Consider the following 23620-nt stretch of genomic DNA (forward strand, 5'->3'; position numbering starts at 1 on the left):
TCGTAGTCTTAAATTTCCTTCAAGACTTTCTCCACGTCTTTTAACGTCTCCACCTTCACCAGCCTCTGCCTCGCTTCGCTCGCGTTGGGGAAACCTTTGAAATAAAAAAGTAAAAATTTTCGCATTTCCATTATTCCTTTGTTGCCTTTCGTCTCAAACATCAATTTGGCGTGCTCAATAGCCATTTTTTTTATTTTTCTCAAATCCCAATTTTTATAATCCCCTTTTTTCAAATACTCTTTTATCAATTTACCCAAATAAGGTTTTTTCCACAGCCCTCTGGCCAGACCGACGCCATCAACTCCGGTCTTATCAATCATTTTCTTGGTCGCTTCGGGCGAGTCTATTCCCCCATTGCCCAAAACAATTCCCTTAAAAGTTTCCTTAACTTTTTTAATCATTTCAAAATCAACAGGGCCGCTGAATCCTCCCTCATAACTTCGACCATGGATCATGACCGCGGCCACGGGCAAATCTTTTATTTTTTCAATCAAATCAGTGGCGTAAATGATTTGCTCGCCTTTTTTTATGGAAGCGCGAATTTTAATGGAAACCGGCACCTTGGCCGCTTCGCAGACGATTTTAATTATTTCATAACAATTATCCAAATCTCTCATTAAAGTGACTCCCCCGCCATGCGCCACCACTTTTCTGGCCGGACAGCCGAAATTTATATCGATACCGTCATAGCCGAAACTTTCAACGATTTTCACGGCCTTGGCGAACATTTCCGGACGTTTACCAAAAAGCTGGCAGACAACCGGTTTTTCTTTTTTATTAAATTTAAGCATTTCCAAAGTCTTTTTGGCATCATAATGCAGCGCGTCAGCGGAAATCATTTCCGTGTAGACAACGTCAGCGCCGTATTTTCGACAAATCAAACGAAAGGCGGAGTCAGTGTATCCGGCCATGGGCGCCACGGCGATGATCGGCTTTTTCAATTTTTGCCAAAAATTCTTCATCTGAAATTTCTATATTTTAATTCAAAACCATAAATCTTCTCAAAATTCTTTTTAAAATCAGCTTTGCTTTTTATTTTTTTCAAACTTTCAATCAATGAAAGCAGTTTTTTCGCTCCATATTTTTTTACCAAAAACGAAACCGCATTGCCGGATTCCTTAAAAACGCCCGGACCGGTTTTTTTATAATATCTTAAAAAACTTTTGTATTCATTCATTTTTTTATCCAATTGACCCGATAAAAACAATGAAGTCCCTTCCCACAGCCAATCGGGTTCCGCCTTTCCATTTGATAATTTCAAAAAAAACAAATGCGCCAATTCATGTTTGATCAATTGATAATAATCTTTGTCCGAATATTTATGAATGCTTTCCGCGTTATAATTCTCGGGTCGCAATATGTAAATCTTGCCTTTATGAGCCCAACCGACAAGCCAACGAGGGGTCTTGTAACCCAAAAACTTGTCAATCTCTTTTCGGTCATTGACGAATCGAACCTGCGGTTTTAATTTCAAGTCAAAAAAAGCTTCAAGCTCTTTTAAAGCTTGCTCGTAGAACTTTTTTATTTTCATTGGCATGATAAATTTTTCTTTGGGCATATGATCACAAACTATAAGTCACAAGACTGGACAATTATTTTAAACGGTTATTATCCCCGCGTCCAAGCTGTCGCGAGTTCCGCTTGTCAATCACGCTTTTTCCTGTTTTACTCTCAATCTCTTTTCTGGCGTTGCCGGCCACGTTCCCTCCTTGTCGCGCCACGACTTTATTTTGATCAAGATTTTTAGGCTCATGCTTTCGTGAAATTTCAGTTGTGGCGGTTTCAGCCAACATATTCAAAACCAACTCCATATTAGTCATATTGTCCCGCAAATTTTCTTTTTGAAGTTTCTTTAATCTTTTATATTCTTTGGTGGTCATTCCCGCCCAGGCTTCGGTAATTTCATCGGTTAAAATAGCGAATTCCCGTCCATCGCTAACCCCTCGATGTTCCCATTCATCAGTTAAAGCTTTACGTATCTCAATGCTTTTTAATCTTTGATTTATCCATTCCGGGCCATAGCCTTTTTGCAGATAGGTTTTTAACGCGCGATTGATAGCCAGCTCTGGATCAGCGGTTTCTTCCAATCTTTCATATCCAACCCTTGCCAACCATAACTTGAAAGGCTCCGCGTTGGGAGAAGGTATGGACTGAATAAGTCGAAGCATGGTTTCCGTATCAGCGGCGTCAGCAAGGCGCATTTTGCCGTCAGCGGCAATCATTTTCAAAGCGTGACATTTTGTCACGGTTTCATTTCCGCCCTCTTTAAGCAGTCTTTCCTTAAATTTCCGCCAATATGCCTGCGGGTCAACGCTCTTGGTCAAAACCGCAATTACATCTGATACGGCAAAATACCACAGCTCTTTATCCTCGTCCCAATGGCGACGGATTTGCTGGCCATCAAAGATAGCGATTGTCTTATGCTTTAATTGTTTTTTAGCCATATTTTTTCTTGTAAAAACAAATTGTAGGCCGGCGCATCACCCGGATTCCTGCATCTCAATTATTTCGAGCCTCGATACCCCTACCGCAACCGCGGATCATTTTTTAAATACCTCATATCCTCCGGCCGTATCCTCCACCTCCCAGCCCAAAACCTCAATCTCTTTGCGAAACGAATCAGCCAGCTCAAAATCTTTTTTCTTTCTGGCCGCCAATCTGTCTTCGGCCAATTTTTTGATTGCCGCCGGAATCGCTTCAGGATTTAGATTTTCCAAGCCCAGCCCCAATATCGAATCAAATCGAAGCAGCGTCTCTCTCTTGTTAGCTTCTTTTTCTTTTGACTTGATCAAGTCCCAAACGATCGCCAAGGCCTGCGGAGTACTAAGATCGTCATTAATCGCTTGATGAAATTTTTCTTCCCAGGCCGGCAAAACCTCGCCCGGATTTTCACCCCAGCTTAAAAAATCCCGTTTTAATTTGCATAGAGCGCTTTGGGCCGCGGCAATGGCCTCGAGAGAAAAATTCAATTCCTTTCGGTAATGAGTATTCAAAAGCAAATAGCGGTAATCAAGCGGCTCGAATCCTTTCAAATGCAAATCTTTGAGCGTGGTTATATTGCCCACTGACTTGGCCATTTTTTCATTGTTCATCAAAATAAAATTGTTGTGCAGCCAAAATCGAACGAACTGTCGGCCGGTCGCCGCTTCGCTTTGGGCGATTTCATTCGAATGATGCACGGGAATATGATCAATGCCGCCCGTGTGAACATCAATCGTCTTGCCCAAATATTTCATGGACATGGCCGAGCATTCGATATGCCAGCCCGGAAAGCCGACGCCCCACGGAGAATCCCACTCCATGTCGCGCTTTTTGTCCTTTGGCGAGAATTTCCACAAAGCGAAATCGGTCGGCTTTTTTTTCTCGCCGATTTCAATTCTCTTGCCCGCTTCAAGTCCGGCAATATCGAGCCGCGCCAGTTTGCCATAATCTTTTAATTTGGAAGTGTCGAAATAAACCCCATCCGAAGTTTTATAAGTAAAGCCTTTGGCTTCAAGTTTTTTCACCAAATCAATCATCGCTTTGATATGGTCGGTCGCCTTGGCCCAGACCATGGGCTCAAGATTGTTGAGCTTAATAAAATCGCTTTTGAAAGCTTCAGTGTAATACTCGGCGATTTGCCAGGCGGTTTTTCGCTCAGCCGCCGCCTTTTTGGCGATTTTGTCCTCGCCGGAGTCTTCATCTCCGGTCAGGTGGCCGACATCAGTGATATTGATTACCTGCCAAACTCGGAATTTATTATAGCGCAAAACTCTTTTTATAATATCGGCAAAAACATAACTTCTGAAATTGCCGATATGCGCGTAGTCGTAAACGGTCGGACCGCAAGTGTACATTGAAACTGTTTTACGCCACCAACGAATCGGCCTGAATTTTTCCTTTTTTCGAGATAACGTGTTGAATAAATGTAAATCCATAATTTTTAAATAAAAAATCAAATATAAAATATAAAAAACAAATATTAAAAATAAAAAAAATTGAATGCCTCATTCGTCCCAAAGGGATCCCATTGGGATAAATTTGTAACTATTTGTAAAATTCGTACAAAATTCGTAATTTGTAACCTTTTCTCAATTTTAGCAAATTTGGCCAAAAAATCAAAAAAACATCCCCTTTCCCGGAATGCTTCATTCGTAATCTCCCAAATCCATGTTTTCGTAGTATTCGTAAAGATTCGTAGTTTCGTAGCCCATCACTCTTCTTTTTCCTTCACCAGCATCATGGCCAAAATCGGCAACCCCAGCCAAACCAATCTGCCAATATCGCTAACAAAAACTTCCCTGGTTACAAAACTGAAATTATTCAAAAAACTTGATGGCAAAAAAGTGAAAATCACGCTGATCAAAAGCCCGATTTGCAAAAAGCTGAACACGATCACCTGCCACCACGCCCCGGAGCTGTCGCCGATCACCCGGCCCACGGCCGACCGCGAAATCAAGAAAAAACAAACCACCAGTAAAATGATAAACACCGTGGCCTGCAAAACAAAGGCGTTATTGATGCTGATCGAGCCTTTCAAATACTTTGACCATGGAATGGTGTAAGCGATGGCCAAAGTGATATACAAAGACAATAAAACCACGATGATTCTGCTTCTGCCCATGGCAATGCCGTAAAGCAAAGCGCCGACGGTAAAAAAAAGCAAAACGATCAAATCCCAGCTGGGATTCACCCAATCGATTGTTGTAAACCAATCTATGACTGCGGACATAAATTTCTGTTTTTATTTTATGAAGTTTAAAACAATTGTTTCATGATTCATGATCCATGTTTCATGATAAGAATATTATAACACAAACCGATTCATTTAGGCTACCTTTTTCATCATTTGAGATTTAATCTCAAGAGGTAATTTCCTTTCCCAGCGAACTAAACTCTCTTCAAGATCCGCTTTTTCCGCCTTATTCGGCCAAACTGACACGGCATCCGCGACTAATTCTATTGAGCTGATTACCCTGTTTACAAATTCAGGATCGTCCATATAAGCATTTTTACCGACCATTTGTCTTAAAGCTCCCATAAAACCGATTAATTCATCAGGATCCTCGTTCATTTTTTCAAAATCTTTTTTTGCCTTTAAAAGCTCATCCAAACCTTCGCTTATTTTCAAAGCGGGCATTTCTCTGACCTTATCATTATCCTCATCGACCTTCGCTCCTTTCAGCTCCTGCATGCCTTGCAATACTTCTTTTACGCCCAGAGCGTTAACCCCCCGCAAAGCGTTAATCACTTTATCCTCCGAACCGTCAAACATGGTGGCGTCTTGATTAAAAAGCCGGACGATTTCGCCAACCGCAAAATTTCTCTCGCGCTCGTCTTCGGAATTCAAATCTTCCAAAACCGCGTCAGTGGCCGAGCCGCCTCCCTGTTCTACTCCTTTAAATGGATTCCAACCCATATTTTTATAAATCCAATTTATTTAATAAATCTTTTTGTTCTCTGGTCAAATTTTTCGGCACATTGACATCAATTATCACCCAATGATCTCCTCTTCCATAGCCGCGCAGCTTGGGAATACCTTTGCCTTTTAACCTAAACTTCGTACCCGGCTGAGTGCCGGCCGGAATTTTCAAACTTACTTCGCCGTCAATCGTATTTATTTCCATTTTATCACCCAATGCCGCTCGCGCAAAGCTTATCTGTTGATTACTTAAAATATCATAACCGCGGCGTTCGAACTGATCGCTGGGTCTGACGCGAATATGGAGGTACAAATCACCGGCCTCGCCCGAGGAAGCCGCTTCGCCGCGGCCGCTCAATTTGAGAGATTCGCCGTTGTCTATGCCGGCCGGAACGCTGACTTTAATTTCCTCATTTTCATTAACAATACCCATTCCTTTGCAACGAGAACATTTTTTCTCTATTTTTCGCCCTTTGCCTCCGCAGTCCGGACAAGCTACCTGAGTTTGAATCGCTCCCAAAATTGTTTGTTGAACCCTGCTTTGCCGACCGGAACCTTTGCAAGCCGGACATTCGTAAATTTTCGATCCCGGCTCAGCTCCGTTTCCCGAACAATTAGGGCAAACAATATTTTTGTTCAGGGAAATTACCTTTTCCGCGCCAAAAACCGCTTCCATGAAATCGACTGTCAAATCCATTTCAATATCAGCTCCTCTGGCTTGGCGACGACTTCTAGAGCCGAAGCCGAAGACATCGCCAAAGATATCTCCCAAGTCGCCCATGTCGAAATTAGCGGATGAAAAACCGCCCCCGAAAGGATTTTGGCCGGAAAACCCGCCGAATCCTCCGGCTCCGGCCTGGTCGAATGTCGAGCCGAATTGATCATATTGCTGACGCTTCTTTTCATCTCCCAAGGCCTGATAAGCCTCATTGACTTCCTTGAATTTCTGCTCATTGCCATCCGGTTTATCCGGGTGGTATTGATGCGCGAGTTTTCTAAAAGCGCGCTTTATTTCGTCTTGCGAAGCGTTTTTTTCAACTCCCAATGTTTTATAGTAATCCTTTGAAGCCATAATTTTTACGCTCTCTCCCCGAAGCCCACTTCGTTTTTGGGCATATCCGCGATTTCGATTTCGCCAAAAGTATTTTCATACTTTTTCAAATTGTCCTGCAGCGCCAAGACGATTCTTTTCAAATGTCCGGGCGTGGTGATGATTCTGGCATTAAGCGTGCCTTGCGGCGGAAAAATGTTGAGAAAGTCCAAAACAAACTCTTCTCTGGTGTGAGTAATCTGCATGGCATTGGCGAAAATGCCCTTCAAATCCGCGTCTTGAGCTTTGATTTGAATCTGTTTGGGTGGCTGTTGATTCTGGAAATTTTGATCATTCATATTGACAAATAATTAAAAATCGGTTAGATTATATTGAACCGCCGAAAAGGCGCTGACAAGGAGGATCGAGATGTACGCGATCATCTTTCGTCCCGGCGCCAATCTGTTTTGGCGCGGGACATACGGAAAGTTCGTCAACCGGGTGAAAATGGGAGAAATCAGCGTTTCATCCATAGCCATGCCGACTCCATCGCCAAGCGCGAAAAAACTTCGCGTGCGATGCGGCTCCGGCAAAGACAAGGAGGTCTTCATCCCTCTCGTTTTGCTGATGGCGGTCGTCATCGGCATACGAAAAGGCGTGCTCTTTCGCGGCCAAGTGGTGCGGCACCTGTTCATCAGCGAACGCTGGGTGACCGTGCAAATAAATGAACAAGCGCTGTTGAATCTCCTGCCCGGAGAGAGAGGCCAACGATTGGCCAAATCTCTGCGCGGCAAGTTGAGGATCCCCAGAGAAATGATCAAGATCTGCCTTGACGTCAGACCCGTAGCCGAAGGCGGCACCCAGATCATCTGGGACGCCAACGGCTCTCAGAATCCATTCATCAAGAAGGAGTCATAGACCAAAGCCCTCGAGCCGCGGTCTATTTTTTTTCTTTAAAATCCCCTTCTTGCGTCTTTTCTTTTTCGTCTTTGGGTTGCTCAGCGTCCGGTTTGGTTTCAGCGCCCGCCTGTTGATTGGCCGCGGCTTGGTTTGAGGCCGCGTACATTTCAGCGCCTATCTTTTGCGCGGCTTGACCCAAGTCATCGGTCGCTTTTTTAATCGCCTCGAAATCATCGCCGTCTTTTATTTTCTTTAAAGCTTCCAATTTTTCTTCGAGCGACTTTTTGTCCTCGTCTTTTATTTTGTCAGCTTGTTCTTTAATCAATTTTTCCGTGGTGTAAATCAAACTTTCCGCGATGTTTTTAGCTTCAATCGATTCTTTTTTCTTTTTATCTTCCTCGGCGTGAGCTTCGGCGTCTTTTTTCATTTTCTCGATTTCGTCTTTGGACAAACCCGAAGAAGCGGTGATGGTGATATTTTGCTTTTTGCCCGTGGCCTTATCGGTCGCGGAAACATTCAAAATGCCGTTGGCGTCAATATCGAAAGTCACTTCAACTTGCGGAATGCCTCGCGGAGCCGGCGGTATGCCGTCCAAAATGAATCGACCCAAAGCTTTATTGTCCCCGGCCATTTCGCGCTCGCCCTGCAAAACATGAATTTCAACCGAAGGCTGATTGTCCCCGGCCGTGGAAAAAATTTGAGATTTGGAAGTCGGCACCGTGGTGTTTCGCTCTATCAATTTGGTCATCACCCCGCCCAAAGTTTCCAGTCCCAAAGAAAGCGGAGTCACGTCAAGCAATAATACGTCTTTGACATCGCCCTGCAAAACGCCGGCCTGAACGGCCGCGCCAATGGCCACGACTTCATCCGGATTGACTTCCATATTGAGTTTTTTGCCGAAAAACTCTTCGACTTTTTTCTGAACCAGCGGCATTCTGGTCATGCCGCCGACCAAAACGACTTCGTCTATTTTCGATTTGTCGAGCTTGGCGTCGTCCAGCGCTTTCTTGCATGGCTCAATCGTTTTCTCCACCAAATCCATGACCAGCTCTTCAAGTTTGGCGCGAGACAATCTCAAATCAAGATGCAAAGGACTGCCGTCTTTATCCTGAGTGATATAAGGTTGATTGATCAAAGCTTCTTGGCTGGAGCTCAATTCGTGCTTGGCTTTTTCCGCGGATTCTTTAATTCTTTGCAAAGCCATTTGATCCTTTTTCAAATCAATGCCATTTTGCTTTTTAAACTCTTCGACTATCCAATCAATAATCTTTTTATCGAAATCATCTCCGCCAAGATGCGTGTCCCCGTTGGTGGACAAAACCTCAATGGTATCGTCGCCGATATCCAAAATGGAAATATCAAAAGTGCCGCCGCCAAGATCATAAACCGCGATTTTCTGATTTTTCTTTTTATCAAAACCGTAGGCGAGGGCCGCGGCCGTCGGCTCATTGATGATTCTTTTCACCTTCATGCCCGCGATCTCGCCCGCGTCTTTGGTCGCTTGTCTTTGAGAGTCGTCGAAATAAGCGGGCACGGTGATGATCACCTCTTCGATTTTTTCGCCCAATTTGCTCTCCGCGTCAGCTTTCAGTTTTTGCAAAATCATGGCGGAAATTTCCTGCGGCGAAAACTCCTTGCCATCCATAGCCACTTTTATACCGGAACCGGACTGTTTTATTTCGTATGACATGTTCTCCATATCCTCTTTCACTTCCGCGTCATCGGCTCGGCGGCCAATCAATCTTTTCACGGAATAAACAGTGTTCTTCGGATTGGTCACGGCCTGGTGTTTGGCTGTCTGCCCGACCAGTCTCTCCCCTGTTTTTGAAATCGCCACAATGGACGGAGTGGTTCTGTTGCCCTCCGAATTTTCCAAAACCTTGGGCTTGCCGCCCTCGACAATGGCCATGCAGCTGTTGGTTGTTCCCAAGTCAATGCCTAGAATTTTACTCATATGTGTTTTACAAATTTACGAATGCGTTACAAAATTTGTAATTATTTGTATCATTTGTAATCGATTTGTAATTTGTAACTCTTTAATATTTACTCACCCGAAGCGAAGAAACTTTCCTCGCCTCGAAAAGCAAACATTTAATTAGAGGGCTATAGAAGCCTTAAGAAGGCTAAAGAAGTAAATGGGACAAGAAGATTAGAGATTTATAAGGTATAAGACAATCTCCAAAAAACTCATAAAAGCCCTCTTTTCATCTTGACTCCCATACCTTTCAAGCCTTATCAAGCCCCCTTAAGCCTTCTTCCCGTTTTTATTTTTAGCGATCACTTTGACTTTTTTCGCGGACGGCGCTTTTTCTTTCGGAATCACGACTTTTAAAACTCCGTCTTCGAATTCGGCCGCGGCCTTATCGCCCTGCACGTGCGCGGGCAGAGCCAGCGAGCGGTAGAAACCGCCGGCGTGAATTTCCTTTCGATAATAATTTTTCTCTTCCACTTCAGACTTTTTCTCGGTCTTTCCTTTAATGGTCAGAATATCGTTTTCAACCGAAATATCCAATTTATCAGGATCAATGCCCGGGAGTTGAGCTTCCACAATGACATTGTTTCCTTTTTCATACATGTCGATGGCCGGCAAAAACCCGGCGATCGCGCCGCGTTTCATGTCGTCGAAGATTTTATCGAAATCCCCGAACGGCTCCATGAACGGACTCCATTTGATTAATGGCATATTATTTTCCCCCTTTGTTAGCCCATTGAAGACTAACATTATTTATTTTTTTAGATGCTGGAAGATAGATTATGGGTTTGGATGCTGGAATTTTTTCTGTTTCTAGCCTCTAAACCCACGCCCAGCCTCTAGCATCCCAAATTATTAATTTTTTACTTAGAAACAATTACTTTTGCAAAAACAACGGTCTCTTTATTCAATTCATATCCCGGCATTACCTCTTTAACAATCACTCCTTCTTTTTCATCGGACGTTTCCTCCCCCACCGCTTCGTGCAAAGTCGGATCGAATTTTTCGCCGACGGTCTTTATTTGCTCCACTCCCCAATTTTTCAAAATCTCATCCAATTGCCGCTTAATGCACATAAACCCTTTCACCCAATTATCGTCTTTTTTATTTTCGGGCACGCTTTTTTCAGCCTGGCAAAACGAATTTAAGACCGGCAAAATCCCGACAATCAAATCTTTTTTTATGAATTTGCCCAGCTCCGCTTGCCTGGCTGACGATTCTTTCAACAAATTTTCATAATCCGCTTTGGCGCGTTGCCAGCCGGCCAAATTTTCCGCGGCTCTGTCCGTTAATTCCTGAATCTTCTTCGGCCAATTTTTATCGTCTTTTTTTCTTTCTTCTTTGCTCATATTAATTCAATTCTTCTGTTAAAAATTTTAACAATGATAAATTATTCTCATAATCCATTCTGGTCGCGCCCAAAATGACTATTAAATGATTTTTAACCGGAATCATGGCCGAACCGCAAGCCTCGCTGAATCGATTTTCTTTGCCGATTTCTATTTTTATGTCTTTTGATTCAATCCGTTCTTTGAAAATATTGAAGATCACCTTATCCAATTCATCCAACACCGAGCTCAATTCAAAAATCAAATTTCTCTCTTCAAATTCCGGCTTGGAAAAAAGATTGCTCAAGCCGGTATAATAAACATCATTTTCCGCGAACGCCACGATCACCGCGTCCCCGGACGCTTCAGCCACTATTTTGGCGATTTCTTTCAAACCCTGCCGAACATCTTTGCCCATGATTTTCTTTTGCTTTTTTATTTTCTCGGCGATGGCCGATTGAAGCTTTTTTCCTTTGATGAAATTTTCCAAATAAAATTTGTAACCTAGCTCGGTCGGGATCCTGCCCGCTGACGTATGCGGCTGATAAATAAAGCCCGCTTTTTCCAATTCGGCCATTTCATTTCTGACCGTGGCCGAGCTGACTTCGTCTTTTAATTTTCCGACCAGAAACCCGGAAGCCACGGGCTCGGCCGTCTTTATATAGTGATTGGTTAAATTTTTGAGCAATTCCTTCTGCCTTTCTTTCATATTAGCAGTCTTATTATGTGAGTGCCAATTTCATTATAGCAATATAAAAAAAGGTGTCAAGGATTATGACTACGAACCTACAAAATACTACAAATACTACGAAAACAAAGCCATATTAATAATATTCGTAATTATTTGTATTAAATTCAAAACCTTTTATTTGTAAATTCGTAACCATTGGTAACCACTTAAATAAATATTCGTAACATTTGTAACCATTCGTAACAAAACAAAAAAAACTACAGCCAAGTCTAGCTTATTAGATGTAGTAATTTGTAATCCACCCAAATACCTGTCCCATTTGTAATTATTCGTAATAAAACCCAAATAATTTTTATTTTTAATAATTTGTAACCACTCAATTGCCAATTCAATTTGTAACTATTTGTAATAAAACTTCAAAAACAAAAACTAAGGCTATCTTAATAGCGGCAGTCATTTGTAATAAATTTAAAACCGCCGATTTCATGCAATCAGCGGCTGTCTTCACTGAAATAGAAGTCCCTGTCCGGCCGCAGACTGTGCGGCAGGTTCTGCGCCGCCCAGCTCATCAGCCTAGCCACGGCCACCACGACCAAAATGTCGCCGCACTCAGCCGCTTTCATCCAGTGGATGAAAACCGCGTTCATGAAGAGCTCGGCCTTCTTTGTCATCGGCTTGATCTTGATCTCGCCAACGAAACTCAACTGATCTTCGTAGAACCGCATGGCCAGAAACGCCCGGCCGTCGATCGACACTCCTTCAAGCAAGTGAACATCCGGAAAGGGAAGACCATCGGGCTTCAAGGAAAACATCCTGGCCGCGCCCGGGTTTCCGATGCGCGTCTGAATCAACCCTCCCTGTTGCGAGAACAAGGCCACGAAAAGCCTCCTCCCAACTATTGAATACGGCACCAGCGCCACCTCTTGATCTTGTTGCACCTGAACCTCCTTCATAGTCTCCTCCTTGCGTGATAGTGGTTGGCAGTCGAGAACACGTTATCGAAAAAGGCGGTCATTGTCAAACAATGCGCGAGCTTTTAGGTAGTAGCTTATTAGCTTTTCAGGTAGCTCCCAACCAGCCAATAAGCTGATTTGTAATTATTCGTAATTTCTAGGCAAAGGCAAGCTTAATAGCTTCAGTAATTCGTAATAAAACAGGTAAACCTAAACCTAGCTTGTCCTATTAGATTCTACTATTCGTAATTTTAAAAACGCTACCCAGTGTGGTAGCGTTCCTCCTAAATCTTGATTCCCTCCTTGACGAAACCGTTCCGAATTCCCACCATGGCCGCTGCCAAGACGATGATATCGTCGAGGATGGTCCTGGCTCCGGGCCGGAGAATGTATGAGTTCGACGCTTTCTCGAACAACTCGTCGTGCGTCGCCAACACCCCGGGATATCGTTTCCACTCTCCCAGATCGCCGGGCAACGGGACCTCAAAGGCCGTGGACTTATGCTGATTCGCGAGCAACCGCTTGACCTCGGTCAGCGCATATTCCGCCGGCTCGTGGAGTTCAACGATGCGCATGCGCAGATCCTGCGCCGCCAAATGCGCTACCTCACGCGCGCAGTAAGTGGCGCTGCCCTTGCCTACCTTGAGTGAAGCCAACAAATTGCTTCGTTCACTTTGCAAATCCCTCTTTTTGGGATTCGCCCCCTTGCCTTTTACGTTGCCGTTCGGCTGTTCGGCAAACAGCTTGGGACGTTCTCTGAGCGGGCAGTCCTCATAGTGCTCGCATCGCTCGCCTTTCATCGGATCGCTCGGTCCGGCAACCCTTTCCTTGCCGAACCAAAACCCTAGACTCGCGAGGCACGGCTTTCTTCTCGATTCCCAAATCCCCCGTAGCTCTCCCTCCACGGCATACCTCCTCTTTCGCTGCGTCACGGTTGATTACTGTCGAAATTTTATTAAATTTAGAAAATAATGTCAATTTTTTAAATTCAAAAAAGCGTCTTTTCAAAAACAAGACGCCTTAATCGCCCCGAACAAAAAAATTGTTCTCACAATAACTTTTTACCCCATTTCGCCTCCCCTTGCCACCAAAGAATTGTATGCATCCATCAATTTCAAATAATATTCACCTGAATTATACTCTTTTTCCGCCTTTTCCCTAGCCTCATTTCCCATTTTTATCAACTTCTCCTTATCATTATACGAAGACTCAATAATTTTTTTCAGCGACTCAATATCGCCGACTTTAACCTGATAACCGGTCTTTTCTTCATCAATCAATTCCTGCATGGCTCCGCGTTGATTGGCCACAATGACTTTGCCCAAAGCCATGCCTTCGAGAATGGTCAAGCCGAAAGTTTCATAATATTTGGACAAATTGAGCACCAAACGAGCGCCGCTGACCTCTTTAATCAAAGCCGACCAGCCGAGGTGAGGAATAAACTCGATATTTTTCAAATCTTTCGCCAAATCTTTTATTTTCGCTTCATCCGGACCCGAGCCGATTATTTTCAAATGAATATTCGGCAACCCTCTCATGACCTTGATCAAAGTGTCATATCCCTTGGCCATTTCCAATCTGCTGTATGAAATGATGTAATCTTTTAATTCGCTGGTCGCGTGAAATCTGTCCAAATCAATAAAATGAGGCAAGACCCTGATTTTCCCCTCGGGCCAACCCCATTCCACAAACTTGTTTTTGGTGAAATTACTCGGCGTCAAAAACAAATCAATGTTTTTTTGATAAACATTCATTAATCGATGAATGGTCGATTCAACGGCAATGGCCAGTCCGGCCAACCGGGAATTCTTGAAACATTTCTGAAACACCGGTTGATAGTATTTATAGCGTTTGCATTTTTCGCACACATCCGTTTTATTGAACAGCGTGTAATTGGGACAAATCAATTTATAATCATGGACGGTCATCACCGATGGAATATTTCTTTCTTTGGCCGCGGATAAAATCGACGGCGATATTTGATGATAAATATTATGATAATGAATGACATCCGGCTTGAATTCATCCAGCATTTTTGCGAATTTTCTTTTGGCGTCCAATGAATAAATCATTCGACCGATCATCTTTAAACCGGTCAAACTGTAAATAGGCTTTGACATATCCACATAGCTGACGAAATATTTATCAAAATCGCTCTGCTGATTTTGCGGGTGATGCATGGAAAAAAACGCGACCTGATGCCCCTCTTCCGATAATAACCTGGCCTGCTCGAACATGGAAATTTCAGCGCCGCCTTTCGGGTAAAAAAACTTATTGACCAGCAATATTTTCATATTTTTCAAACTTTTAATTTTTCTTTTTGCGCCAAGGAAACCACGCAAGCCAGCGTCAACCAGAAATAAAACGCCAACGTGCGCACTTCAAGGTAAGTGCCGAGCAAGGCTTGAAAACCGACGGCCAAAACAATGCCCACGCAAGCGAACGACAATGCCCGCAAAAACTTATCCTTGGTCGATTTATATACTTTTAAATTATAAACCAACAACAGCACAAAAGCCACCACATAAGCGCAAAATCCCACAATGCCGGTCTCTCCGAGTAATGAGAACCAATTGTTATCGATATAACCTTCAGTGCCGTAAACGCCGAAAGGCAAGCTCAATTTGTCGTAAACGGTCGTATTATGCAGAGCCGCCACCGCTCCCCCGCCGTATTGACCGGGTCCGGCCCCGAAAACCGGATACGCGGGCAAAACCGTGGTTAACGTATTTACGAAAAAATACAACCGGCCGAAATAATAATATTCTCCCCGCCATCTGGCCAATGAAAACGCTTCGAAAAATCTCTCCGAGATGGTTTGACCGGGCACGTCCGTCAAATATTTCACGGCAATGCCGGAGTACAATAAATACGAAGACAGCAACGCGACCAAAATCACGAAAACGATAAGCACTCTTCTGTCTTTTCGTAAAAAAATCGCAATGAATAAAAAAGCTCCCAAAAAACCGAACCAAGACGCGCGCGAATAGGTCAAAATCAAAGCGGGAAAACCCAAGATAAAAATCAGCCATTTAACATATTTCTTTCTGATAAATTCCGGGTTGTAATACATCAGACCGACCGCGATCAGCAAAACCAAACATAAAAATGTTCCCAGCTGATCATATCTGCCCATAAAGGCGCTGACTCTCTGACCCGGCTCCCAAAATTGATCAGTGCCTGAAGTCAGCTGAATGTCGCCGTAAAACTTCCTGTCTTCGGGAATCAAAATACTGTCCGCCGGCGCTCCGATAGCCGCCTGCAATACGCCCACTCCACTTTGAAAAACCAAAATTATCAACAACACTTTGATAATTTGTTTAATAAAATTTTTGTCGAGATTCAAATATACTATGGTGTAAAAAAGCAAAATAAATCGGATTATTTGCCTGATGCCCAAAACTGAAATCTTCAGTGGCACGAAATTAACCACAGCTGAAATTATCATGACAATAAAAAAAATCAGCATGGGAATGTCAATCGGCGTTTTCTTATATTTTCTGGTGTACAAAATTTTCAAAAAAGCGACCAGCGTCAATAAATACAACAAGCCTTCGCTGAAATATCTGGCAAAGATATATATCGAGTCCGGGACATATTTTAAAACAAACGGTTCAAAAGCTATATAGGCGATCAAAAAAAGCAAGATTAATTTAGGTCGAAGAAACGTCAACACAACGAAAATCGCGCCGACGAAAAAACTTATGGCGAGCAGCGGCGAATAAAAAACTATCATCGCGCTGGCGAATACAATCACGATTGATAAAAAAACAATCTTTTTTAAATTAAGTCCTGAAAATTCGTCGTCCGAAAACGACTCCATTTTTTTTAACAAAGACATATTTACAAATATTATAACATAAATATGACAATCCGATAAATATCATTTTAAAATTATAAAAGGGATAGATAAATCTATCCCTTTAGGCTGACTTTGTCAGCCGGTTAGGTGGCGCTATGGCGCCACGCCGCAGTCAAGAGGACACGAGTCCGGGGTCTCGTTCTGGGAGCAGAACAGATCCCCGCACACTTCCCCGCAGTCGGCCGGGCACGAGTTCGTGGTCTCGCTCGCCCGACAGACGGAATCTCCGCAAACGACGCCGCAGTCGGCTCGGCAAGAAACAGTATCTTCACCGAGGCCGCAGAAGCCGTCGCCGCAGGACGAGCCACAGTCGCTCGCGCAAGTGACCGGCGTTTCAGGCGCCACGCACGCGCCGTCTCCGCAAATCACCCCGCAATCGGCCGGGCAGTTGATGGTGTCCTCGCCGACTCCGCAGAAGCCGTTGCCACACGGTTCTCCGCAATCAGCCGGACACGTTCTGGTGTTTTCGTTCGCGCTGCAGAGTGTGTCGCCACACTCCCAGCCGCAATCGGCTTCGCAGTTCACGGAACTCTCGAAGCCGTTGCAAATGCCGTCTCCGCAGAGCGACCCGCAATCCGCGGCGCAGTTGATCGAGGTTTCGACCGCCGCGTCACAGAAAGCGTCGCCGCAATTTTGGCCGCAATCGCCGGCGCAGTTCGCCGACGTCTCGCCTCCATTGCAGACATGGTCGCCACATCGGGTACCGCAGTCTGCTGGGCAATTCAGCGTGGTTTCGCCGGGAGTGCAGTCGCCGTTGCCGCAGACGCTTCCGCAATCTGCCGGACAAGTGGCGCTGTTTTCGTTCTGCGAGCAGTAGGCGTCGCCGCATTCCTGTCCGCAGTCCTCCTCGCAGATGGACGAATCCTCGCTCGCCCCGCAGGTCGTATCGCCGCAAGCGTCGCCGCAGTCGGCGGGACAGCTGGTCGTCGTTTCCGACTCCCCGCATGTACCGTCGCCGCAAGCATTGCCGCAGTCAGCCGGGCATGTCACCTGCGTTTCCGCGCCGTTGCAGGCATCATCACCGCAAACATATCCGCAATCGCTCGGACACGTCACCGTGTCTTCGCCGACACCGCAGATCTTGTTGCCGCAATTCTCGCCGCAATCGGCCGGGCACGTCCGGGTGTCTTCGTTCGGCGAGCAGTATGCGTCTCCGCATACCGCGCCGCAATCGCTTTCGCAGCTCACCGAGTTTTCCGACTCGCCACATACCATGTCACCGCAGGAATCCCCGCAGTCCACGGCGCAGCTTGCCGAAGTCTCGCCGGCCGCGCAGAAACCATCGCCGCATTCCAGGCCGCAGTCGGCCGGGCAATTCAGCGTGGTCTCGGTCCAGTTGCAGGCACCATCCCCGCAGGACGAGCCGCAGTCAAGTGGACAAATCCACGTGCCTTCGCTCATCGAGCAGTAGCCGTCACCACAGGATTCCCCGCAGTCCGGCAGGCAGGTGGCGCTGCTTTCGTTCTGCGAACAGTAGGCGTCGCCGCACTCCTGTCCGCAATCCGGTTCGCACGAGGACGAATCCTCGTTCCTGCCGCACGCGCCGTCCCCGCAGATATCGCCGCAGTCATCGGGGCAGCTCGTCGAGCTCTCGCTCGATCCGCATGTCCCGTCGCCACAGCTGTCTCCGCAGTCCGCCGGACACGTCGCGGAATTCTCGGCGCCGTTGCACGACGTATCGCCGCAGGTCGAGCCACAGTCCGCCGGACAAGAGGACGTATCCTCTCCGTTGCCGCAAACGCCGTTTCCACAACGCTCACCGCAATCGTCCGGACACCTGACCGTGTTCTCTCCGCTACCGCAGAAGCCGTCACCGCAGTTCACGCCGCAATCGCTTTCGCAGCTCGCCGGAGTCTCCGACGATCCGCACACCGTATCACCGCAGGCATCCCCGCAATCCACGGCGCAGTTCGTCGAAGTCTCGCCGGCCGCGCAATAGGCGTCGCCACACTGCGCCCCACAGTCCGTGAGGCAACTCCAGGTGGTCTCGCCCCAGTTGCACACGCCGTCTCCGCAGCTCGGCCCACAGTCGGCCGGGCAGTTCATCGAGCCTTCGCTCGAAGAACACCACCCGTCGCCGCAGGATTCCCCGCAGTCCGTCATGCACGTAACCGTGGTTTCGGTCCCGTTGCAGGTTCCGTCACCACACTCAGTGCCGCAATCCAGCGCGCACGTCACCGTGTCCTCGCTGGTATCGCATGCCCCGTCTCCGCAGTACGGCCCGCAGTCCGCGGGACAGCTCGACGTCGTCTCCGACGCTCCGCACGTCCCGTCGCCACAGGCGTCGCCACAGTCGCTCGGGCAGCTCGCCGGAGTCTCGGCTCCGTTGCATGCGGCGTCCCCGCAGTTCGTCCCGCAGTCATCCGGGCACGTCACCGAGCTTTCACTCGATCCGCACGCCGAATCTCCGCAGAAGTCACCGCAGTCCGCCGGGCAACTTCCCTCGTCCTCCGTAGCCGTATCGCACTGACCATCGCCACACTGCGTGCCGCAATCGGTCGCGCAGGTCACGCTGGTCTCGCTTCCGTTGCACCTGCCGTCTCCGCAGGTGACCCCACAGTCAAACGGGCAGCTCCACGTGCTTTCGCTCGTCGAGCAGTAGCCGTCGCCGCAGTAGTCCCCGCAGTCCGCCGGACAGGTCGCGCTCGTCTCCGAGTCCGGCGAGCAATACGCATCGCCGCACTCCACTCCGCAGTCCGCCTCGCAGCTTGCGCTGTCCTCGGTCGAACCGCAGGTGCTGTCTCCGCAGACGTCGCCGCAGTCCGCCGGGCACGTGGTCGAACTCTCGCTCGATCCGCATGTCCCGTCGCCGCAGGCGTCGCCGCAGTCCGCCGGACACGTCACGGACGTTTCCGAACCGTTGCAGGCGCTGTCGCCGCAAACAAATCCACAGTCCATCGGGCACGTAATCGTGTCCTCCTCAGGACCGCAGACCAGGTTGCCGCACGGCTCGCCGCAATCTGCCGGGCAAGTCAGCGTCGTTTCGTTCGGGGAGCAGTAGTTGTCCCCGCACTCAACGCCGCAGTCCGCCTCGCAACTCGCCGAGGTCTCCGACGATCCGCATGTCCCGTCGCCGCAGCTGTCGCCACAGTCATCGGGACACGTCGCCGAGCTCTCGCCGTTGTCGCAGAAACCATCGCCGCACTGCGTGCCGCAATCGGCCGCGCAGCTGATGGTGGTCTCCGCTCCGTCGCACCGGTCGTCGCCGCAGCTGGTGCCGCAGTCAGCCGGGCAGCTCGCCGTACTCTCGTTCGCCGAGCAATAGGTATCACCGCATGCCTCGCCGCAATCGGCGGGGCAAGTCAACGTCGTTTCGGAGCTCGACGAGCAATACGCATCGCCGCACTCCACTCCGCAGTCCGCCTCGCAGCTTGCGCTGTCCTCGGTCGAACCGCAGGTGTTGTCTCCGCAGACGTCGCCGCAGTCCACCGGGCACGTGGTCGAACTCTCGCTCGATCCGCATGTCCCGTCGCCGCAGGCGTCTCCGCAGTCGGCCGCACACGTCGCCGGGGTTTCCGCCGTCGGGTCACAGTACGTGTCCCCGCAGACGAATCCGCAGTCGCTCGGACACGTCACCGTGTCCTCGCCCACTCCGCAGACCCCATTGCCGCACGGCTCCCCACAGTCAGCAGGGCAGCTCACGTCGCTCTCCGTCGGGGAACAGTAGTTGTCCCCGCACTCAACGCCGCAATCCGCCTCGCAACTCGCCGAATTCTCAGACTCGCCGCACAGGCCGTCACCGCAGGCATCCCCGCAGTCGGCCGGGCAGCTGATCGTGGTCTCGGATGCGCCGCAGTAACCGTCGCCACAACCGTCCCCGCAATCGCCGGGGCAGCTGGCGAACGTTTCGAGACCGTTGCAGGTCCCGTCACCGCATTGCTGACCGCAGTCAGCCGGGCAGTTGATGGTGTCTTCGCCGACGCCGCACACCGTGTTTCCACACGGCTCGCCGCAATCGGTCGGACACCTCACCGAGTTTTCGCTCGGGCTACAGTAGTTGTCGCCACAGACTTCGCCGCAGTCCGCCTCGCAGCTCACGCTGGTTTCGGAAGCGCCGCAGGCGCCGTCAGCGCACACATCGCCGCAGTCCGCGGGACAGGTGACCGTCGTTTCCGACGCGCCACAAGTACCATCGCCGCACGTGTCGCCGCAATCGGCCGGACACGTCGCGGGAGTCTCGGTATCGTTACAGGCGCCGTCGCCGCAGAAATGGCCACAGTCCACAAAGCACGAAACCGTGTCCTCGTCCGGACCGCAATAGCCATCGCCACAGGAGTCGCCGCAATCCTCGGGGCAGTTCGAGAAACTCTCGCCGCCGTTGCACGCGCCGTCGCCACAGCTCTGTCCGCAGTCAGCGGGACAGGAAACCGTGGTCTCGGCGCCATCGCACCGGCCATCACCGCAGGAAGTCCCGCAGTCGGCCGGACAGCCCGACGTTGTTTCCATGGTCGAGCAGAAGGTGTCTCCGCAGGCCGTGCCGCAGTCAGCCTCGCAGCTGACCGTGTCTTCGGACAGGCCGCAGATGCCGTCGCCGCAGTCATCGCCGCAGTCGAGCGGGCAGTCCGTGCTGTCCTCGTTGGTCGCGCAGAAGCCATCACCGCAGAGCTCGCCGCAATCTGCCGGGCAGGTCACGGAGCTCTCGGTGCCGTTACAGGTCCCGTCGCCGCACTGCATGCCGCAGTCGGCCGGACAGTTGATGCTGGTCTCGCCGACGCCGCAAACCGTGTTTCCACACGGCTCACCGCAGTCGATGGGACACCTAATAGTGTTCTCGTCCGACCCGCAGTACCCGTCGCCGCAGGAATCCCCGCAGTCCTCCGGGCAAGTGGCCGAGGTCTCGGTGCCATTGCAGGCGGTATCGCCGCAGGCAGCGCCGCAGTCGGCAGGGCAAGTGACCGAATTCTCATCCGGCCCGCAGTACCCGTCGCCACAGGCGTCGCCGCAGTCCTCTGGACAGCTGGCGGGATTCTCAGCGCCGCTGCACGCGTTGTCGCCGCAGTCGTCGCCGCAATCCGCGGGACATTTCGCCGCGGTTTCATCGAAACCGCAGTAACCGTCGCCGCAGGAGTCCCCGCAGTCTTCGGGACAACTGGAGTAGGTCTCCGCGCCGTTGCACGTGCCGTCGGGGCAGAATTCCCCGCAGTCCGCGAAACACGACGAAGAGCTTTCCTCAGGCCCGCAGTACCCGTCTCCGCAAGCGGAGCCGCAGTCCTCCGGGCAATTCGCAGTGGTCTCGGCGCCGCTGCAAGCGTTGTCGCCGCAGTCGTCGCCGCAATCCGCGGGACAGCTGGCCGCGGTTTCGTCGAAACCACAGTAACCGTCGCCGCAGGTATCCCCACAATCCTCCGGACACGTCGCCGGCGTTTCACCGCCATTGCACGCGCCGTCGGGACACAGCTCTCCGCAGTCCGAAAGGCACGTCACCGTGCTTTCGTCCGGACCGCAGACGCCGTTACCGCAAACCTCGCCGCAATCGCTCGGACACTTGACCGTGTCCTCGAGACTCGGCGAACAGAATGCGTCACCGCAGGTCGCCCCGCAGTCGATTTCGCAGCTGGTCGTGGTTTCCGACGCGCCGCAAACTCCGTCACCGCAGTCGTCCCCACAGTCGGCCGGACAGACACCGGAATTCTCACCGGGTCCGCACGTGCCGTCGCCGCAGTTCTCCCCGCAGTCGGCCGGGCAGCTGGCCGTCGTCTCGAGCCCGTTGCACGAGCCGTCGCCGCAGCTGTTGCCGCAATCGGCAACGCACGAAGCGGTGGTCTCAGTCAGGGCGCACACCGTGTTGCCGCAGTACTCGCCGCAATCGGCGGCGCACTTGACCGAATCCTCGTCCGCGGAGCAATGGCCGTCTCCGCAGGACTGACCGCAGTCAGCCTCGCAGATGGCCGAGCTCTCCAAGGCGCCGCACGAAGCGTCGCCGCAGACGTTGCCGCAGTCGGCCGGACACGAGATCGTGTCTTCGTCCGGGCCGCAGAAAACGTCGCCGCATTCGTCCCCACAGTCCTCAGGGCAGGCCGCGTTGGTTTCCGTGCCGTTGCAGGCGCGGTCGCCACACTGCATGCCGCAGTCCTGGGGACAGGACACGGTGGTTTCGCCATCTCCGCACACGGTGTTGCCGCAAGGCTCGCCGCAGTCGGCCGGACAACTGACCGTGCCCTCGTCGGGAGAGCAGAAGTCATCGCCACATACCACTCCGCAGTCCTGCTGGCAGTTCCAGGTACGCTCGGTGAGGCCGCAGAGGCCGTCACCGCAGTCATCGCCGCAGTCGAGAGGACAATTCGTCGTCCCCTCGCCCGGGCCACAATCGCCGTCACCGCAGTACGTGCCGCAATCGGCAACACAGTCCAGAGAGGACTCCGTGCCGTTGCAAACTCCGTCGCCGCAGAGACTGGCGCAGTCTGCCGGACAACTCATGGTCGTCTCGGCATTGTTGCACGTCCCATCGCCGCAGGCCGTGCCGCAATCGTACGGACAGCTGGCCGTGTTCTCGACTCCGTTGCAGGAGCCGTCGCCGCAGGCCGTGCCGCAGTCGTGCGGACAGTTCTGCGATGTCTCGTGCGCCGGGTCACAGAACCCGTCGCCGCAGTAGCTCTGGATCGGGGGCGCGCAGCCCTCGTCCACGAAGCCGTCGCAGTCGTTGTCCAGTCCGTCGCTGCAGACCTCGGGCGCGCCGGGGTAAACCGACGCGTTCAGGGGCGCGCAGTCGACGTTGTCGGGAGAGCCGTCGCCGTCCTGATCGGGCGGAGGCGGCTGACCGCAGTCGGCCGGACAGGTCACGGTCGTCTCGCCGTTGTTGCACGTGCCGTCGCCACACCACATGGTGGGCTGGCCGCCGCAGTCGGCCGGACAGCTCATTGCCGTCTCGCCGTTGTTACAGCTGCCATCGCCACACCACACGGTGGGCTGGCCGCCGCAATCGGCCGGACAGCTCATTGCCGTTTCCGTGCCATTGCAGCTGCCGTCGCCACACCACACGGTGGGCTGGCCGCCGCAATCGGTCGGACAGCTCTGCTGGGTCTCGCCGTTGTTGCAGCTGCCGTCGCCACACCACATGGTGGGAGACTGGTTGCAGTCGGCGGGACAGTTGACGGGGGTCTCGATGGCGCTACAAACGCCATCACCGCAGACCGCCGGATTCGAACCTTGGGAGTTGTCGTACTCCCAATCGTTCGGCACGCACCGATGATCATCGGTGCAGTAGTGCCCTTCCGGGCAATCCACTCCGCCATTGCACTGCTTGTTGTCATCGCCACAACCGGCGAGAAGCAGCGCGACCAAGGCCACCAGGAACCAGAAACGTGCCTTCATGGTTTTCCTCCCGTGTTCGGCACTGTAAAGAAACGCGAAACTCAACTCTTGAGTTTTCGGTTGTCAAAGGTCAGCCAATTTGGCTGGAAGCAATGAAAAAGCAAAAAATTTTTCACTATTTCCAGCCAAATTTCATTCCCAAAGACGCAATTTTTGCACCTTATTAGGACAG

General features: G+C 50.2%; 18 protein-coding genes. 1 reads left to right on the top strand and 17 read right to left on the bottom strand.

Features of this window, described 5'->3' with window-relative positions; genetic code table 11:
* Positions 1–8: 8 nt before the first annotated feature.
* The 8 genes from VMX18_01550 to VMX18_01585 all read right to left on the bottom strand — a co-directional run bounded on the left by VMX18_01550 (position 9) and on the right by VMX18_01585 (position 6790).
* Positions 9–962, bottom strand: a complete 954-nt coding sequence (locus VMX18_01550; protein HUT22075.1) for a tRNA-dihydrouridine synthase — start codon at positions 960–962, stop codon at positions 9–11.
* The gene (locus VMX18_01555) at positions 959–1558 is read right to left on the bottom strand and encodes a hypothetical protein (GenBank protein HUT22076.1); all 600 of its coding nucleotides are present in this window, start codon (positions 1556–1558) and stop codon (positions 959–961) included. The genes VMX18_01550 and VMX18_01555 overlap by 4 nt, the downstream gene beginning before the upstream one ends.
* Before the next feature lie 34 nt (positions 1559–1592).
* The gene (locus VMX18_01560; GenBank protein ID HUT22077.1) at positions 1593–2444 is read right to left on the bottom strand and encodes a Bro-N domain-containing protein; all 852 of its coding nucleotides are present in this window, start codon (positions 2442–2444) and stop codon (positions 1593–1595) included.
* 96 nt (positions 2445–2540) lie between these two features.
* Entirely contained in the window at positions 2541–3917 is a 1377-nt protein-coding gene (gene cysS, locus VMX18_01565) for a cysteine--tRNA ligase (protein ID HUT22078.1), read from the bottom strand.
* A 275-nt stretch (positions 3918–4192) separates the two neighbouring features.
* A complete protein-coding gene (locus VMX18_01570; GenBank protein HUT22079.1) occupies positions 4193–4711 on the bottom strand; it encodes a hypothetical protein in 519 nt (172 codons plus the stop codon).
* Positions 4712–4807: 96 nt separating this feature from the next.
* A complete protein-coding gene (locus VMX18_01575; protein ID HUT22080.1) occupies positions 4808–5398 on the bottom strand; it encodes a hypothetical protein in 591 nt (196 codons plus the stop codon).
* A gap of 4 nt (positions 5399–5402) precedes the next feature.
* The gene (dnaJ, locus tag VMX18_01580; GenBank protein HUT22081.1) at positions 5403–6473 is read right to left on the bottom strand and encodes a molecular chaperone DnaJ; all 1071 of its coding nucleotides are present in this window, start codon (positions 6471–6473) and stop codon (positions 5403–5405) included.
* A 5-nt stretch (positions 6474–6478) separates the two neighbouring features.
* Positions 6479–6790 carry a DUF3467 domain-containing protein gene (locus VMX18_01585; protein ID HUT22082.1) on the bottom strand — a complete coding sequence of 104 codons (312 nt, stop codon included), beginning with the start codon at positions 6788–6790 and terminating at the stop codon, positions 6479–6481.
* A gap of 70 nt (positions 6791–6860) precedes the next feature.
* Between VMX18_01585 and VMX18_01590 the strand changes: the two genes are divergently transcribed.
* Positions 6861–7349: a hypothetical protein gene (locus VMX18_01590; protein ID HUT22083.1), complete on the top strand. Its 489-nt coding sequence runs from the start codon at positions 6861–6863 to the stop codon at positions 7347–7349.
* A gap of 22 nt (positions 7350–7371) precedes the next feature.
* On the opposite strand, the gene dnaK is transcribed toward VMX18_01590, so the two are convergent.
* The 9 genes from dnaK to VMX18_01635 all read right to left on the bottom strand — a co-directional run bounded on the left by dnaK (position 7372) and on the right by VMX18_01635 (position 23448).
* Positions 7372–9285: a molecular chaperone DnaK gene (gene dnaK / locus VMX18_01595; protein ID HUT22084.1), complete on the bottom strand. Its 1914-nt coding sequence runs from the start codon at positions 9283–9285 to the stop codon at positions 7372–7374.
* Positions 9286–9576: 291 nt separating this feature from the next.
* A complete protein-coding gene (locus VMX18_01600; protein HUT22085.1) occupies positions 9577–10014 on the bottom strand; it encodes an Hsp20/alpha crystallin family protein in 438 nt (145 codons plus the stop codon).
* A 152-nt stretch (positions 10015–10166) separates the two neighbouring features.
* Positions 10167–10652 carry a nucleotide exchange factor GrpE gene (locus tag VMX18_01605; protein HUT22086.1) on the bottom strand — a complete coding sequence of 162 codons (486 nt, stop codon included), beginning with the start codon at positions 10650–10652 and terminating at the stop codon, positions 10167–10169.
* A gap of 1 nt (position 10653) precedes the next feature.
* A complete protein-coding gene (locus tag VMX18_01610; protein ID HUT22087.1) occupies positions 10654–11340 on the bottom strand; it encodes a hypothetical protein in 687 nt (228 codons plus the stop codon).
* A gap of 473 nt (positions 11341–11813) precedes the next feature.
* Positions 11814–12275: a hypothetical protein gene (locus VMX18_01615; GenBank protein HUT22088.1), complete on the bottom strand. Its 462-nt coding sequence runs from the start codon at positions 12273–12275 to the stop codon at positions 11814–11816.
* Between the two features lie 284 nt (positions 12276–12559).
* Entirely contained in the window at positions 12560–13075 is a 516-nt protein-coding gene (locus tag VMX18_01620) for a hypothetical protein (GenBank protein ID HUT22089.1), read from the bottom strand.
* A gap of 261 nt (positions 13076–13336) precedes the next feature.
* Positions 13337–14569 (bottom strand): glycosyltransferase, encoded by a 1233-nt coding sequence (locus VMX18_01625; GenBank protein ID HUT22090.1) that lies wholly within the window; start codon positions 14567–14569, stop codon positions 13337–13339.
* A 5-nt stretch (positions 14570–14574) separates the two neighbouring features.
* Positions 14575–16116 (bottom strand): O-antigen ligase family protein, encoded by a 1542-nt coding sequence (locus tag VMX18_01630; protein ID HUT22091.1) that lies wholly within the window; start codon positions 16114–16116, stop codon positions 14575–14577.
* A 114-nt stretch (positions 16117–16230) separates the two neighbouring features.
* Positions 16231–23448, bottom strand: coding sequence for a hypothetical protein (locus VMX18_01635; GenBank protein ID HUT22092.1), 7218 nt, complete (start codon positions 23446–23448; stop codon positions 16231–16233).
* Positions 23449–23620: the final 172 nt, after the last annotated feature.

The organism is Candidatus Bipolaricaulota bacterium (assembly GCA_035528115.1).
In the GTDB taxonomy this organism is placed as follows: Bacteria; Patescibacteriota; Patescibacteriia; order UBA11705; family DATKZF01; genus DATKZF01.

Excerpts from the sequence above, each read along its gene's own strand:
- VMX18_01630 (HUT22091.1), bottom strand. The coding sequence starts at position 16,116 with ATGTCTTTGTTAAAAAAAATGGAGTCGTTTTCGGACGACGAATTTTCA.
- VMX18_01560 (HUT22077.1), bottom strand. The coding sequence starts at position 2,444 with ATGGCTAAAAAACAATTAAAGCATAAGACAATCGCTATCTTTGATGGC.
- VMX18_01570 (HUT22079.1), bottom strand. The coding sequence starts at position 4,711 with ATGTCCGCAGTCATAGATTGGTTTACAACAATCGATTGGGTGAATCCC.
- VMX18_01615 (HUT22088.1), bottom strand. The coding sequence starts at position 12,275 with ATGAAGGAGGTTCAGGTGCAACAAGATCAAGAGGTGGCGCTGGTGCCG.
- cysS (HUT22078.1), bottom strand. The coding sequence starts at position 3,917 with ATGGATTTACATTTATTCAACACGTTATCTCGAAAAAAGGAAAAATTC.
- VMX18_01585 (HUT22082.1), bottom strand. The coding sequence starts at position 6,790 with ATGAATGATCAAAATTTCCAGAATCAACAGCCACCCAAACAGATTCAA.
- VMX18_01555 (HUT22076.1), bottom strand. The coding sequence starts at position 1,558 with ATGCCCAAAGAAAAATTTATCATGCCAATGAAAATAAAAAAGTTCTAC.
- VMX18_01590 (HUT22083.1), top strand. The coding sequence starts at position 6,861 with ATGTACGCGATCATCTTTCGTCCCGGCGCCAATCTGTTTTGGCGCGGG.
- VMX18_01625 (HUT22090.1), bottom strand. The coding sequence starts at position 14,569 with ATGAAAATATTGCTGGTCAATAAGTTTTTTTACCCGAAAGGCGGCGCT.
- VMX18_01620 (HUT22089.1), bottom strand. The coding sequence starts at position 13,075 with ATGAAAGGCGAGCGATGCGAGCACTATGAGGACTGCCCGCTCAGAGAA.
- VMX18_01610 (HUT22087.1), bottom strand. The coding sequence starts at position 11,340 with ATGAAAGAAAGGCAGAAGGAATTGCTCAAAAATTTAACCAATCACTAT.
- VMX18_01550 (HUT22075.1), bottom strand. The coding sequence starts at position 962 with ATGAAGAATTTTTGGCAAAAATTGAAAAAGCCGATCATCGCCGTGGCG.
- VMX18_01635 (HUT22092.1), bottom strand. The coding sequence starts at position 23,448 with ATGAAGGCACGTTTCTGGTTCCTGGTGGCCTTGGTCGCGCTGCTTCTC.
- dnaJ (HUT22081.1), bottom strand. The coding sequence starts at position 6,473 with ATGGCTTCAAAGGATTACTATAAAACATTGGGAGTTGAAAAAAACGCT.
- dnaK (HUT22084.1), bottom strand. The coding sequence starts at position 9,285 with ATGAGTAAAATTCTAGGCATTGACTTGGGAACAACCAACAGCTGCATG.
- VMX18_01575 (HUT22080.1), bottom strand. The coding sequence starts at position 5,398 with ATGGGTTGGAATCCATTTAAAGGAGTAGAACAGGGAGGCGGCTCGGCC.
- VMX18_01600 (HUT22085.1), bottom strand. The coding sequence starts at position 10,014 with ATGCCATTAATCAAATGGAGTCCGTTCATGGAGCCGTTCGGGGATTTC.
- VMX18_01605 (HUT22086.1), bottom strand. The coding sequence starts at position 10,652 with ATGAGCAAAGAAGAAAGAAAAAAAGACGATAAAAATTGGCCGAAGAAG.